This window comes from Streptomyces sp. NPDC107559, from assembly GCF_055657365.1.
The window spans coordinates 175477-189049 of sequence record NZ_JBVKBD010000009.1 but is presented as its reverse complement, the minus strand read 5'-3'; the positions used below and the strand labels follow the sequence as shown (position 1 = coordinate 189049).

The window sequence follows — 13573 nt, the reverse complement described above, 5'->3', positions numbered from 1 at the left end:
AGATGGGGCTGCCTCTCTCACGGGTCCTCGACGCAGTACGGCAGCGTACCGGGGCCGTCCGGGACCGGCGGAGCCAGTCCGTCCGGACCGCTCACCAGGGCGTGGCCGATCGGTACGGGCTAGCCTGAACCCCACCCGAGCGGGCAATTCAGGACAGACGGAAAGAGGCGGTGAGTGATGGCAGCCGGCTCCCCCCGGATCTTCGTCTCGCACCTGGCCGGCGTTCCCGTCTTCGACCCGAACGGCGACCAGGTGGGGCGCGTGCGCGACCTCGTCGTCATACTGCGCGTCGGACGGCGGCCCCCGCGCCTGCTCGGACTGGTCGTGGAACTGTCCACCCGCCGCCGTATCTTCCTGCCCATGACCCGGGTGACCGGCATCGAGTCCGGCCAGGTCATCACCACCGGCGTGCTCAACGTCCGCCGCTTCGAGCAGCGCCCCACCGAGCGGCTCGTCTTCGGTGAGCTCCTCGACCGCCGCGTCACGCTGACCGAGACCGACGAACAGGTCACCGTGCTCGACCTGTCGGTACGTCAGCTGCCCGCCCGCCGCGACTGGGAGGTCGACCGGATCTTCGTGCGCAAGGGGCGCAGGAGCAGCGCCTTCCGGCGCGACCGGGGCGAGACGCTGACCGTCGAGTGGTCCGCCGTCACCGGCTTCTCCCTGGAGGAGCACGGGCAGGGCGCGGAGAGCCTGCTCGCCACCTTCGAGCAGCTGCGCCCCGCCGACCTCGCCAACGTCCTGCACCACCTCTCCGCGAAACGGCGCGCCGAGGTCGCCGCGGCCCTCGACGACGACCGGCTCGCCGACGTCCTGGAGGAGCTCCCGGAGGACGACCAGATCGAGATCCTCGGCAAGCTCAAGGAGGAGCGCGCCGCCGACGTCCTGGAGGCGATGGACCCGGACGACGCGGCCGACCTGCTGTCCGAGCTGCCGGAGCGGGACAAGGAGCGGCTGCTGAGCCTGATGGAGCCCGCCGACGCGGCCGACATGCGGCGCCTGATGTCGTACGAGGAGCACACCGCGGGCGGTCTGATGACCACCGAGCCGATCGTGCTGCGGCCGGACGCCACGGTCGCCGACGCCCTCGCCCGGGTCCGCAACGCCGACCTCTCCCCCGCGCTGGCCGCCCAGGTCTACGTCTGCCGCCCGCCCGACGAGACGCCCACCGGCAAGTACCTCGGCACGGTCCACTTCCAGCGGCTGCTGCGGGACCCGCCGTACACCCTGGTCAGCGCGATCATCGACGACGGCCTGCGGCCCCTGGACCCGGACGCCGAGCTGCCGGTCGTGGCCGGGTTCTTCGCGACGTACGACATGGTCGCGGCGCCGGTCGTCGACGAGGCGGGCTCGCTGCTGGGCGCGGTGACCGTGGACGACGTACTGGACCACATGCTGCCGGAGGACTGGCGGGAGACGGAGTTCCACCTCGACGAGGAAGCAGACGAGGAAGCAGCCGGCCATGGCACCTGAGCGCGAGCGTGACACCGCCCGCGAGCGGACGCCCGTGGGCGCCACCGCCGCCACCCGGCCGCGCGCCCGGCTGGACCAGCCGCGCCCGCCCCGGCGCCGGCTCCTGCCCGAGTGGGATCCGGAGGCCTTCGGCCGGCTGTCGGAGCGGATCGCGCGGTTCCTGGGCACCGGCAGGTTCATCGTCTGGATGACGGTCGTCATCATCCTGTGGGTGGTGTGGAACGTCTCGGCGCCGGAGCATCTGCGCTTCGACGGGTACCCGTTCATCTTCCTGACCCTGATGCTGTCCCTCCAGGCCTCCTACGCGGCCCCGCTGATCCTGCTCGCGCAGAACCGGCAGGCCGACCGGGACCGGGTCAACCTGGAGCAGGACCGCAAGCAGAACGAGAGGTCGATCGCCGACACCGAGTACCTCACCCGCGAGATCGCCGCCCTGCGCATCGGTCTGGGCGAGGTGGCCACCCGCGACTGGATCCGCTCCGAGTTGCAGGACGTGACGAAGGAACTGGAGGAGCGGCGCACGAACGGACACCTCACATTCCCGGCAGAACGGTCGGATCGGCCGCCCGTACGTGACATAGACGACCGTTGACGGGCTTCCCGGAGCCCCGGCCCGGCGCCGTACCATCGTCCTTATGGCTACGGAAGACGCGGTGCGCGAGGCACTGGCGACGGTGAACGACCCCGAGATCAACCGACCCATCACCGAACTGGGGATGGTCAAATCGGTGGAGATCGGCGCGGACGGAGCGGTCGCGGTAACCGTGTACCTGACGGTCTCCGGCTGCCCGATGCGCGACACGATCACGCAGCGCGTGACGGACGCGGTCTCCCGGGTCGACGGCGTCACGCGCGTCGACGTCACTCTCGACGTGATGAGCGACGAGCAGCGCAAGGAGCTGGCGACCGCCCTGCGCGGCGGCCAGACCGAGCGCGAGGTGCCCTTCGCCAAGCCCGGGAACCTGACCCGGGTGTACGCGGTGGCGTCCGGCAAGGGCGGCGTCGGCAAGTCCTCGGTGACGGTGAACCTGGCGGCCGCGATGGCCGCCGACGGCCTCAAGGTGGGCGTGGTCGACGCCGACATCTACGGCCACTCGGTACCGCGGATGCTGGGCGCCGACGGCCGTCCCACCCAGGTCGAGAACATGATCATGCCGCCGTCGGCGAACGGCGTGAAGGTCATCTCGATCGGCATGTTCACCCCGGGCAACGCCCCGGTCGTCTGGCGTGGCCCGATGCTGCACCGCGCGCTCCAGCAGTTCCTGGCGGACGTCTACTGGGGCGACCTGGACGTGCTGCTGCTCGACCTGCCGCCGGGCACGGGCGACATCGCCATCTCGGTGGCGCAGCTGGTCCCGAACGCGGAGATCCTGGTCGTCACCACGCCCCAGCAGGCGGCCGCGGAGGTCGCCGAGCGCGCGGGCTCCATCGCCGTGCAGACCCACCAGAAGATCGTCGGCGTGGTCGAGAACATGTCCGGGCTGCCGTGTCCGCACTGCGGCGAGATGGTCGACGTCTTCGGCACCGGCGGCGGCCAGCTCGTCGCCGACGGTCTCACCCGTACGACCGGCGCGACCGTCCCGGTCCTCGGCAACATCCCGATCGACGTCCGGCTGCGCGAGGGCGGCGACGAGGGCAAGCCGGTGGTCCTCACCGACCCCGACTCCCCGGCCGGTTCGGCCCTGCGGGCGATCGCGGGCAAGCTGGGCGGCCGCCAGCGCGGTCTTTCGGGGCTGTCCCTGGGCATCACGCCGAGGAACAAGTTCTAGCACCGGTACGGCGAAGGGGGCTGTCCCGCCCGGGACAGCCCCCTTCGCCATGCTGCCGTGTCTCCGCTAGGCGTACGTCGCGATGTCCTTGATCATGGCGAAGCCCAGACCGTACGCGCTCATGCCCCTGCCGTACGCCCCCACGTGGACGCCCGTCTCGGTCGAGCCGGCCAGCACCCAGCCGAACTCGGACTCCCGGTAGTGGAACGGCGTCGGCACACCGTCGACCGGCAGGGACAGCGTCGACCAGTCCGGCCCGGAGAGGTCGTCGGCCAGCACCCACGCCGTCTCGGTCTGCTGGTCCAGCCAGGAGTCGCGCAGGCTGTGGTCCATCTGACCGGGCCAGGTGAAGGACAGCAGCCCCACGCCCGCGAGCCAGGCCGCGGAGGACACCGAGGTGGCCTCCAGCACGCCGGTGCCGTCCGCGCTGTGCCGCACCGGGTTGGCGGCGACGGTGACCACGACCGCGAAGCGCTCCCGGTCCTCGGTCGACTCGTGCCGGACGGACGGCTCCTCACCGTGTCCGATCGACCCGTGCTCGACGGCGCCGTCGGCCGCCGCACCGACCTGCATCAGCCAGCGCGGCCCCGTGAAGGCCTCGTCGAGGCCGTACCAGGGAAAGGTCGCCGGCAGGTAACCGTCGACCGTGCGCCAGGCGGCGGGGGCCTGCTGTCCGCCCTCCGTGGCCGGCGCGTGCGCGACCGCCCCACTTGTCGTCTCCATGTGCCCGGACGCCTCCTCGCTCTCGTCGGATCCGGGCGGCCCGCCCCCCTACGGGCGTACTCGTCCGGTCCGCGCAACAACTCGGCAGCATATCCACCTCGTCGCGGCCAGCCGGGAAACCGCCCGGCGCGCGAGGCGCTCCGGGGTCCCGTTCGGGCCGTGTTGGGGCCCTGACGGCATATGAAACGCGTCACGTACACCGGGTGGCGTACGTGACGCGTCGGGGTTTCGACCGCGTGGCTACGGCGCTCAGGTGGCATCCGCGTCGAACGGCGGGTGCTCCTCGCGGGCGCCGGGGGTCTCGGGCTTCTTCGTCATGTCGATCCGGCCGCCCGCGGAACCGGCGGACGGGGACGACGAGGACGAGCCGTCGGCGCTGTGCACCGCGTCCGTGACCTCGGCCATCTCCTTCTTCAGATCGAAGCCGTTGCGGATCTCCTTGATCCCCAGCTCGTCGTTGTCCAGCTGCTTGCGGATGAAGGTCTTGGGGTTGAGGTCCTCGAACTCGAAGTTCTTGAACTCGGGACCCAGTTCCTGGCGGATGTCCTGCTTGGCGCTCTCCGAGAAGTCACGGATCTTCCGGACCGTGCGCATCACGTCCTGGATGACCTTCGGAAGCTTGTCCGGACCGAAGACGAGCACGGCGAGGACCACGAGCGTGGCCAGCTCGAGCGGTCCTATGTCATTGAACACCTGAAGCTCCTTGCGATGTCCTCGGTCCTCGGCCCTCAGTGGTCAGATGCGGTCGTCCGTGGTCCGGGCCGGGTCCACGGTACCCGGCCCACCTGTCCGACCGGTACCGTGCCGGGGTGTTCGGGTGCGTGTAAACGCCCGGTTTTCGGCAGAGTCGCCCGGCCGGACCGGGGCCGGGGCCCCGACCTGTGAGGTTTCCGCCGGTCATGGCCCCGGCCCGGTCCACGGACGGATCAGTCGCCGCCCGCGGATCCGAGCACGAGCGTGACCTTCCGCTTCAGGCCGTCGCGGTCGACGGTCAGCTCCAGCCGGTCGCCCGGCCGGTGGGCGCGGGTCCTGACGATCAGCTCCTCGCCGGAGTGGATGCGCCGGCCGTCGACCTCGGTGATGACGTCGCCCGCCCGCAGGCCGGCCCGGGCGCCGGGGCCGCCCGCGGTGACCGGGGAACTGCCGCCGCTGCCCCCGGTGTTGATGCGGGCGCCGTCCCCGTTGTAGTCCATGTCGAGGGTGACGCCTATGACGGGGTGGGTCACCCTGCCGGTGTTGATCAGCTCCTCGGCGACGCGCTTGCCCTGGTTGATGGGTATGGCGAAACCGAGGCCGATCGAACCGGCCTGGCCGCTCCCGGAGTCCGAGCCGCCGTCGGCGGACTGGATGGCGGAGTTGATGCCGATGACCCGGGCCCGGGAGTCGAGGAGGGGGCCGCCGGAGTTGCCGGGGTTGATGGGCGCGTCGGTCTGGAGGGCGTCGACGTAGGAGACGTCGCTGCCGTCCGCCTCGCCGCCCGCGGTGATGGGCCGCTCCTTGGCGCTGATGATCCCGGAGGTGACCGTGCCCTCCAGGTCGAAGGGGGCACCGATGGCGACGACGGGATCGCCGACCCGGACGCCGTCGGAGTTGCCGAGCGGGATGGGCCTGAGGCCGCTGACGCCGGTCACCTTCACCACGGCGAGGTCGTAGCCGCTGTCGTGTCCGACCACCTCGGCGCGGGCGGTCTCGCCGCCGTTGAAGACCACGGTTATCCGGCCGTTCTTGCCCGCGGGTGCCACGACGTGGTTGTTGGTGAGGATGTGGCCCCGGGTGTCGAGCACGAAGCCGGTGCCGGTGGCCTGTTCGTCGGTGCCGCTCACATGCAGGGTGACGACGCCGGGCAGGGCCTGCGCGGCGATGCCCGCGACGCTGTCCGGAGCCCGCCCGGACGGCTCCGCGCCGGCCTGCGGCAACACCACGTCCCCCAGCATGCCCTCGCGCTCCAGATACGCGCCTACGACGCCGCCGACACCGCCTGCGACGAGGGCGAGCAGCACCGCGCCACCGACCAGGCCACGCCGCACCCGCCCGCGTCCCCGGCGCGGTCCGGGCCCGGCGCCGCCGCTCAGCTGGAGAGGGGCCGCGGGGACCGGCTGGACGGGCGCCCAGGGGTCGTAGCGCTGCCAGGGGTCGGCCGGGGGCCGGGTGTCGGCGAAAGAGGCCTCCGGGAGGCCCTCACCGGGTACGGGAGCGCCCTGCGGCGGCACCCCGGCCGCGGGGGCCGCGGAAGCCACGTCCTGGCCCGCGGAGGGGCCCGGCGGCACGGAAGCGCCCGGCAGGTGCGGGACGACCGGCTCCGCCGGGACGTGGGGCGCGTACGACGCCTGCGGGTCGAACTGGCCGGCCTGCGGGACGGATTGCCCGGCCACACCACCGCCCGGCGCGCCGACGCCCGGCGTACCGACGCCCGGTGTGCTCACAGCCTGCGCGGGAACGGGCTGCGCGGGCGCGGCCGACGCGGGAACGGGCTGCGCGGGAACGGCCGGCACCGGGCCGAGCGGCGCGCCCTGCGCGGGCACGGTCGGCAGCGGGGCCGTCGGCAGCGTGCCGTGCGCGGCGGCCACCGCGGGGTGCTGGACCGGCGGGGCGGGCGCCCAGGGGCCGGGCTCTCCGTAGGGCGGGGTGCTGTAGGGATCGGGATCGTGCAACGGCTTGGACCGCTCGAAGACGGGCGTGGCGGGCGATGCGGGCTCGGAAGCGGCGGCCGGTGCGGAGGCGCCCGTCATGGACTCGACCTCGGCCGACGGCGTGCCCTCGGCCTCGGGGCCGCCGGGCGGCGTGCTCCCGGCCCCGGCGCCGGGCACGGGCACGGACTCGGCTCCGTCGGACGGCGTGCCCTCGGTGCCGGGTGCAGAGGCGGGAGTGGGGGTCGGCGGGGGCTCGGGGGGCTGTGCCGACGGAGTGGGGGGCGGTGTCGGCGCCGGGCGTTCCAGGACGAAGTCGCCCTCGTGCGGATCGCCGTCGGCGGTGTCGGCGCCGTGCTGCGGCCCCGCCGCCCCCGGCGCGGAGCCGTCCTGCGGCCGCGGCCGGTTCCACCACTTCGCCTTCGTGGGCTGCCCCTCGTCCATGCTCTCCCCACAGCCGGCCGCGGCACGGCGCGTCGGCAGCCGCGGCACGTCGAATCCCACCCCGCGCCCGGCTGCGTGCCGTGGGCGCGGCCCACCTGGATTCAACCAGGTTCGCAGGCCGCCGCGCAGCGGCCGGGGCCTGCGGGACGGCTGGTCAGCGGGTCGACGCGGAGGCGGAAGGGGTCGCGGACGGGGTGGGGACGGGTGCGGCGAGCAGACCGGGGGCGGTGACCTCGGGGGCCGAGGACCACGCGGTGAGCGCGATCGGCGTGGCCGCGGTGAGCGGACGTATCAACGGGGACATGGCGGCGACGCCGGCCACCACCGGGGCGGTGAGCGTGTGCACGACGTCCTCGCCCGCGCCGGGCAGCAGCGGCGCCGCCGACCCGGTCGGGGCGAGCGGGGTCTGCCCGGAGGCTCCCGTCCGGCCCTGCCCGATGAGCGGCCCGTACCCGCGGCGCCGCTGGCCCTCGGTGATGCCCGCGGACGACGTGCCCGGGGTGCGCGCCGGAGTGACGTTGCTGCCGTTGCCGGAGCCGCCGCGGGCCTCCGCGGCCGTGCCGCTCGGCGTGCCGGTGGTGACCCCGCCGAGCGCCACCGCGGCGAGCGACACCGCACCGGCGGCGACGAACGCGAACCGCAGCCCGCGCGAGGCGGACCGCTCGGCCTCGCCACGGCCCACCGGATGGATACGGAAGCCGCGGTCCGGGGAGGCGGGCGGCAGCACGGAACCGTGATCGCCGGAGGGGACGAAGTCGAAGTCGAACGGGTCCTCGCGCCGGACGCCGAAGACCCCGGCCCGGCCGGCGAAGCCTCCGGAGGCACGGCCGGCGAAGCCCCCGAAGCCGCCCCCGCCGAGCGGTGCGGGACCGTCTCCCGGGTCGCCGCCGGGGAGTCCCTGGAGCCGGGCCAGGAAGCTCTCGGAGGGCGGCGGCGGGGCCACCTCCGCGAAGACGTTCTTCAGCCGGCGCTGGGCGTCGACCTCGGTCTTGCACTTCGGGCAGGTCGCCACGTGCGCCAGTACGCGCTCGCGCGCGTCATGACCGAGCTCTCCGTCCACCAGGGCGGAGAGTCGGTCTCCCAGATGCTGCTCGGCCAGGAGCCCTTCGGCCGGGATGGGTCGTGATCCACTCACGCGGTCGCGCCCCCTCCCCCCAGAGCGGGCACCCGGGCCACGAAGGAACGGCGCTCGGCACGTGCCTGGGGCGAGCGGTGCGCCAGTGCCTTGCGCAGTTGGGAGCGGCCACGGTGGATCCGCGAGCGGACCGTGCCGAGCTTGACGCCGAGGGTCGCGGCGATCTCCTCGTACGACAGTCCTTCGATGTCGCACAGGACGACCGCGGCGCGGAACTCGGGCGCGAGGGTGTCGAGGGCCTGCTGGACGTCCGCGTCGAAGTGCGCGTCGTTGAAGACCTGCTGCGGGGACGGCTCGCGGCTGGGCAGCCGCTCCGCCGCGTCCTCGCCGAGGGCGTCGAAGCGGATGCGCTGCTTGCGGCGGACCATGTCCAGGAAGAGGTTCGTGGTGATGCGGTGCAGCCAGCCCTCGAACGTGCCCGGCGAGTACGTGGACAGCGAGCGGAAGACGCGGACGAAGACCTCCTGGGTGAGGTCCTCGGCGTCGTGCTGGTTGCCGGTCAGACGGTAGGCGAGCCGGTACACCCGGCCGCTGTGCATGCTGACGATCTCGTCCCAGGTGGGCGGAGTCCATGCCTGCCCGTCCGCGTCGGTGGAGAAAGTCGCGGTCTGGGTCGTGTCAGCGGCATGGCTGGGGTCAGCAGCGGTGTCGTTCACGGATTTCGGCCCGCCCGACGATCCGAGGAAGCGCCTCAGCACTCCCCCCCGATCCACAGGCTCAGCCGCACCTCCCCTGTCGGCTCTGGTGGTGTCCAGTGGAGCCCCTACCATAGCCACCTCGCCCGTTAGCTCCGGATAAGCGGTTTTACAAGAATTTGATCTCTGCTGCCACGGCTCATGCGGCTGCGTCAGCACTTGCCCTTCGACCTGCTCGTCGCTCGGCCCGTCGTCGTGATCCAACCGTGTCCCCCCGCCCGTCTGCGCCACCCCTATAAACGCCCGGTCCCATCAGCGGGTTCCCGGCGGCAACGGATACAGTCACGCCCAGGCAACCATGGGACAGGAGAGGGTCATCACCGGCAACCGGCAGACGAGCTGGGCGTTCGCCGACGCCTATGTCGCCGAGGACGAAGCACTGCGCTGGGCCCGTGACCGGGCCCGCGACGCGGGGCTGCGCTCGGTGTCGCCCGGCACGGGCGCGGCGCTGCGGTTGCTGGCGGCCTCGGTGGACGCGAAGGCGGTCGCGGAGATCGGCACCGGGACGGGTGTGTCGGGCATCCACCTGCTGCACGGCATGCGGCCGGACGGCGTGCTGACCACCGTGGATCCCGAACCGGAGCACCAGCAGTTCGCCCGGCACGCCTTCCGCGCGTCGGGCTTCGCCAGCAACCGGGCCCGTTTCATCCCCGGCCGCGCGCTGGACGTCCTGCCCAGGCTGGCGGACGCCGGCTACGACCTCGTCTTCTGCGACGGCGACCGGCTGGAGTTCCTCGACTACCTAGCTGAATCGTTGCGCCTGTTGCGCCCCGGGGGACTGGTCGTCTTCGAGGGTGTGTTCGCCAACGGCCGCACGGTCGACTCCGGCCCGCAGCCCACGGAGGTCATACGGATCCGGGAGCTGCTGCGCGGAGTGCGCGACATCCCGGAACTGGTGCCGTCGCTGCTCCCCGTGGGCGACGGCCTGCTGTGCGCGGTCAAGCGCTGACGCGCCCCCGCCCCACCGCACCCCCGCCCCACCGCACGGCCGCGGCACCCGTCGGCCCGGTCCGCCGACGGCACACTTGCCGGCCCTCAGCCCGCCGACAACGAAGCCGCCCCGGCACCACAGGGGCACCGGGGCGGCTGAAAGAGTACGGTCGCTTTCGCGCTCAGCCGACGACCTTCTTGAGGGCGTCACCCAGCGCGTAGGCTTCGTCAGGGGTCAGCTCGACGACGAGTCGACCGCCGCCTTCGAGCGGAACGCGCATGACAATGCCCCGCCCCTCCTTGGTCACCTCGAGCGGGCCATCACCCGTCCGCGGCTTCATGGCCGCCATGCTCGTTCCCCTTCCTGAAACCAGCTCATCGTCAAAGCCGACGGCCCCTGGGAGGGCACGCGCAATCCAGCGTGGGACGCACGACACCGGCATCGAACACATTGCTTCCAGGCCATTATCCCGCATCTCAGGACCCGATGACCAACATCAGTCGGCATCGCTTGGGCAACGCGCGCGAGCAAAACCACCCAATTCGGCGATGTGACTGCGATACTGCTCCGCTGCACGGACGCCGTGCGGCCGGAATCCTGTCGGAATTCTTTGACGCAGGTCACACGGACGCTCCGGTGCGTGGCCGGTGATCTCCGCCATGCTGTCCTTCGGACACCCGACGTACCGGCCGGTACGTCCTCACAGCCACACATCCGGAGGGGTTCCGCCATGGCCGACACCGTGCTCTACGAGGTGAGCGACGGGCTCGCGACGATCACCCTGAACCGCCCCGAGGCGATGAACGCGCTGAACATCGAGACCAAGGTCGCCCTTCGCGACGCGGTCCAGGCGGCGGCCTCGGACGGCGCCGTGCGGGCCGTGCTGCTGACCGCGGCCGGCGACCGGGCCTTCTGCGTGGGCCAGGACCTGAAGGAGCACATCGGGCTGCTGGCCGCCGACCGGGAGACCGGCTCGGACCGGACCATGAGCACGGTCCGGGAGCACTACAACCCGATCGCGCGGGCCCTGGCCGGGGCGCCGAAGCCCGTGGTCGCCGCGGTGAACGGGGTCGCGGCCGGGGCCGGCTTCGGCTTCGCGCTGGCCGCGGACTACCGGATCGTGGCGGACACGGCCGCGTTCAACACCTCGTTCGCGGGCGTCGCCCTCACCGCGGACTCGGGCATCTCGTGGACCCTGCCGCGGGTGGTCGGGCCGGGCCGCGCCGCCGACCTGCTGCTCTTCCCGCGCACCGTCAAGGCGCAGGAGGCGTACGAGCTGGGGATCGCGAACCGGATCGTGCCGGCGGCCGAACTGCGCGCCGAGGCCGAGAAGGTGGCGCGGGCGCTGGCCGAGGGACCGACGGTGGCCTACGCGGCGCTCAAGGAGGCCGTCGCCTACGGGCTGACGCACTCGCTGGACGAGACCCTGGAGAAGGAGGACGAGCTCCAGGCCCGGGCCGGGTCCTCGGAGGACCACGCCATCGCGGTCCGGGCGTTCGTCGACAAGGAGAAGCCGAAGTACCTGGGCCGCTGAGCCCGCCCGAGGCCGGGCCCGCCCGACTCCGGGCCGACTCGGCATCGAGCCCGCCCGACTCCGGGCCGGCTCGGCTCCGGGCCGGCTCGGCATCGGGCCCTGCCGGCTCCGGGCCGACTCGGCATCGGGCCCTCCCGGCTCCGGGCCGACTCGGCACCGGAAGGTGGGCGCGCCCGGCTTCGACAGGCGGGCGCAGCCTCGACAGGCGGGCGCGGCACCGGCAGGCGGACGCGGTCAGCCGCGGCGTGCGGTGCAGTCCGCCAGATGGTCGTCGACCAGTCCGCACGCCTGCATGAGCGCGTACGCCGTCGTCGGGCCGACGAAGCGCAGCCCGCGCTTCTTCAGGGCCTTCGACAGGGCCGTCGACTCCGGGGTGACCGCCGGGACGTCCGCGAGGCTCTGCGGGGCCGGGCGGGCGGCCCGGTCGGGGGCGTGCGACCAGATCAGCTCGTCCAGCTCGCCGGGGGCCCAGTCGGCCAGGACGCGCGCGTTGGCGATCGTGGCGTCGACCTTGGCGCGGTTGCGGATGATGCCGGCGTCGGCGAGGAGGCGTTCGCGGTCGGTGTCGGTGAAGGCCGCGACCTTGGCGATCACGAACCCGTCGAAGGCGGCCCGGAACCCCGCGCGGCGGCGCAGGATGGTGATCCAGGACAGACCGGACTGGAAGGCCTCCAGGCTGATCCGTTCGAAGAGCTCGTCGTCGCCGTGGACCGGGCGGCCCCACTCCTCGTCGTGGTAGGCCACGTAGTCGGGGGTGGACAGGGCCCAGGGACAGCGCAGCAGACCGTCCGGGCCCGCGACCGCGCCACTCACCGGTGGTCCCCCTCGGCGGGCTTGTCCATGGAGACCCGAGGGGCGGCCTGGGCGCCCGCCAGCGCGGACTCCAGGTCGGCGATCCGCGCGTCGCGCTCGGCGAGTTCGGCGCCGAGCCGGTTGAGGACGTCGTCCACGTCGGCCATGCGGTAGCCGCGGGCGGACAGCGGGAAGCGCAGGCTGTCGATGTCGTCCCGGTTGACCGGGCGCTGTGGAGGCAGCGGGTCGTGCAGCCGCTCGGGCGCGGCCTCCGGCAGCGGGCCGGTGCCCTCGCCGCCGCCCACCACGGCCAGGGTCACCGCGGCGACCACCACGGCGAGCGCGACCACCAGGAACAAGAACATAACCATCGCTGGGTCCCCATGCTCGGTGTGCTCGGTGTCGAAAGTGTCAGGGTCCGATCGTGCCATGCGAATCTGACGGCTAGGGTCGCAGGCGGCCGAAGACCAGGACGTACTAGGAGAGGTCACAGGGGATGCTCAGGCTGGGCAGGCGTGAATTCGACGCGCACGAGCCGGTGATCATGGCGATCGTGAACCGGACCCCGGACTCCTTCTACGACCAGGGGGCGACCTTCCGGGACGAGCCGGCCCTCGCGCGCGTGGAGCAGGCCGTGGCGGACGGCGCGGCGATCATCGACATCGGCGGGGTGAAGGCCGGGCCGGGCGAGGAGGTGACGGCCGAGGAGGAGGCGCGGCGGACCGTCGGCTTCGTGGCCGAGGTGCGACGGCGCTTCCCGGACGTCGTCATCAGCGTGGACACCTGGCGGGCCGAGGTCGGGGAGGCGGTCTGCGCGGCGGGCGCGGATCTGCTGAACGACGCGTGGGGCGGGGTGGACCCGGGCCTCGCGGAGGTCGCCGCGCGGTACGGCGCGGGGCTGGTGTGCACGCACGCGGGCGGCGCGCAGCCGCGGACCCGGCCGCACCGGGTGACGTACGACGACGTCATGGCCGACATCCTGCAGGTGACGGTGGGGCTGGCCGAGCGGGCGGTGGCGCTGGGGGTGCCGCGGGAGTCCGTACTGATCGATCCGGGTCACGACTTCGGGAAGAACACCCGGCACAGCCTCGAAGCCACCCGGCGGCTCGGGGAGATGGTCGCGACGGGGTGGCCGGTGCTGGTGTCGCTGTCCAACAAGGACTTCGTCGGGGAGACGCTGGACAAGCCGGTGAAGGAACGGGTGCTGGGCACGCTGGCGACGACGGCCGTGTCGGCGTGGCTGGGCGCGCAGGTGTACCGGGTGCACGAGGTGGCCGAGACCCGGCAGGTGCTGGACATGGTGGCGTCGATCGCGGGCCGGCGGGAGCCGGCGGTGGCCCGGCGCGGTCTGGCCTGACCGAATCCGGCCCGTCCCCGGCAGGCCGTCGGGCTCGGGCGGACGGTCAAACCCTCCGAGCGGCCGTGCCCCGGCGGGCGTCCATGCCCCGGC

Annotated in this window: 14 protein-coding genes; 6 read left to right on the top strand and 8 right to left on the bottom strand. The window is 73.1% G+C overall.

Annotated features, from left to right (window positions below; all coding sequences use genetic code 11):
• Nucleotides 1-177: 177 nt before the first annotated feature.
• The 3 genes from ACZ7OY_RS26100 to ACZ7OY_RS26090 are packed head-to-tail and all read left to right on the top strand — an operon-like array spanning nucleotide 178 to nucleotide 3242.
• A complete protein-coding gene (locus tag ACZ7OY_RS26100) occupies nucleotides 178-1473 on the top strand; it encodes a magnesium transporter MgtE N-terminal domain-containing protein (protein WP_471913608.1) in 1296 nt (431 codons plus the stop codon).
• Entirely contained in the window at nucleotides 1463-2065 is a 603-nt protein-coding gene (locus ACZ7OY_RS26095; RefSeq protein WP_471913607.1) for a DUF1003 domain-containing protein, read from the top strand. Before ACZ7OY_RS26100 ends, ACZ7OY_RS26095 begins: the two co-directional genes overlap by 11 nt.
• Nucleotides 2066-2108: 43 nt before the next feature.
• Nucleotides 2109-3242 carry an Mrp/NBP35 family ATP-binding protein gene (locus ACZ7OY_RS26090; protein WP_385534499.1) on the top strand — a complete coding sequence of 378 codons (1134 nt, stop codon included), beginning with the start codon at nucleotides 2109-2111 and terminating at the stop codon, nucleotides 3240-3242.
• Nucleotides 3243-3308: 66 nt separating this feature from the next.
• On the opposite strand, the gene ACZ7OY_RS26085 is transcribed toward ACZ7OY_RS26090, so the two are convergent.
• From ACZ7OY_RS26085 to sigE, 5 genes are all read right to left on the bottom strand, one after another.
• Entirely contained in the window at nucleotides 3309-3965 is a 657-nt protein-coding gene (locus ACZ7OY_RS26085) for a hypothetical protein (RefSeq protein ID WP_471913606.1), read from the bottom strand.
• Nucleotides 3966-4214: 249 nt separating this feature from the next.
• Nucleotides 4215-4658, bottom strand: a complete 444-nt coding sequence (locus ACZ7OY_RS26080) for a sec-independent translocase (protein ID WP_471913605.1) — start codon at nucleotides 4656-4658, stop codon at nucleotides 4215-4217.
• Between the two features lie 233 nt (nucleotides 4659-4891).
• Entirely contained in the window at nucleotides 4892-7036 is a 2145-nt protein-coding gene (locus ACZ7OY_RS26075) for a S1C family serine protease (protein WP_471913604.1), read from the bottom strand.
• A 154-nt stretch (nucleotides 7037-7190) separates the two neighbouring features.
• Entirely contained in the window at nucleotides 7191-8171 is a 981-nt protein-coding gene (locus ACZ7OY_RS26070) for an anti-sigma factor family protein (RefSeq protein WP_471913603.1), read from the bottom strand.
• Nucleotides 8168-8869 (bottom strand): RNA polymerase sigma factor SigE, encoded by a 702-nt coding sequence (gene sigE, locus ACZ7OY_RS26065; protein ID WP_351606865.1) that lies wholly within the window; start codon nucleotides 8867-8869, stop codon nucleotides 8168-8170. Before sigE ends, ACZ7OY_RS26070 begins: the two co-directional genes overlap by 4 nt.
• A 295-nt stretch (nucleotides 8870-9164) precedes the next feature.
• On the opposite strand from sigE, the gene ACZ7OY_RS26060 reads away from it, so the two are divergent.
• Nucleotides 9165-9815: an O-methyltransferase gene (locus ACZ7OY_RS26060; RefSeq protein ID WP_351606868.1), complete on the top strand. Its 651-nt coding sequence runs from the start codon at nucleotides 9165-9167 to the stop codon at nucleotides 9813-9815.
• Nucleotides 9816-9978: 163 nt separating this feature from the next.
• Here ACZ7OY_RS26060 and ACZ7OY_RS26055 read toward each other — a convergent pair whose 3' ends face one another.
• A complete protein-coding gene (locus tag ACZ7OY_RS26055) occupies nucleotides 9979-10146 on the bottom strand; it encodes a DUF3117 domain-containing protein (RefSeq protein ID WP_351606872.1) in 168 nt (55 codons plus the stop codon).
• 381 nt (nucleotides 10147-10527) lie between these two features.
• Here ACZ7OY_RS26055 and chcB point away from each other — a divergent pair, with 381 nt between their 5' ends.
• Nucleotides 10528-11331, top strand: a complete 804-nt coding sequence (gene chcB / locus ACZ7OY_RS26050) for a 2-cyclohexenylcarbonyl CoA isomerase (protein ID WP_471913602.1) — start codon at nucleotides 10528-10530, stop codon at nucleotides 11329-11331.
• 234 nt (nucleotides 11332-11565) lie between these two features.
• Here chcB and ACZ7OY_RS26045 read toward each other — a convergent pair whose 3' ends face one another.
• Nucleotides 11566-12144 carry a DNA-3-methyladenine glycosylase I gene (locus tag ACZ7OY_RS26045; RefSeq protein ID WP_471913601.1) on the bottom strand — a complete coding sequence of 193 codons (579 nt, stop codon included), beginning with the start codon at nucleotides 12142-12144 and terminating at the stop codon, nucleotides 11566-11568.
• Nucleotides 12141-12488 (bottom strand): DivIVA domain-containing protein, encoded by a 348-nt coding sequence (locus ACZ7OY_RS26040; protein WP_471913749.1) that lies wholly within the window; start codon nucleotides 12486-12488, stop codon nucleotides 12141-12143. Before ACZ7OY_RS26040 ends, ACZ7OY_RS26045 begins: the two co-directional genes overlap by 4 nt.
• A 131-nt stretch (nucleotides 12489-12619) precedes the next feature.
• On the opposite strand from ACZ7OY_RS26040, the gene folP reads away from it, so the two are divergent.
• Nucleotides 12620-13480, top strand: coding sequence for a dihydropteroate synthase (gene folP / locus ACZ7OY_RS26035; RefSeq protein WP_471913600.1), 861 nt, complete (start codon nucleotides 12620-12622; stop codon nucleotides 13478-13480).
• Nucleotides 13481-13573: the final 93 nt, after the last annotated feature.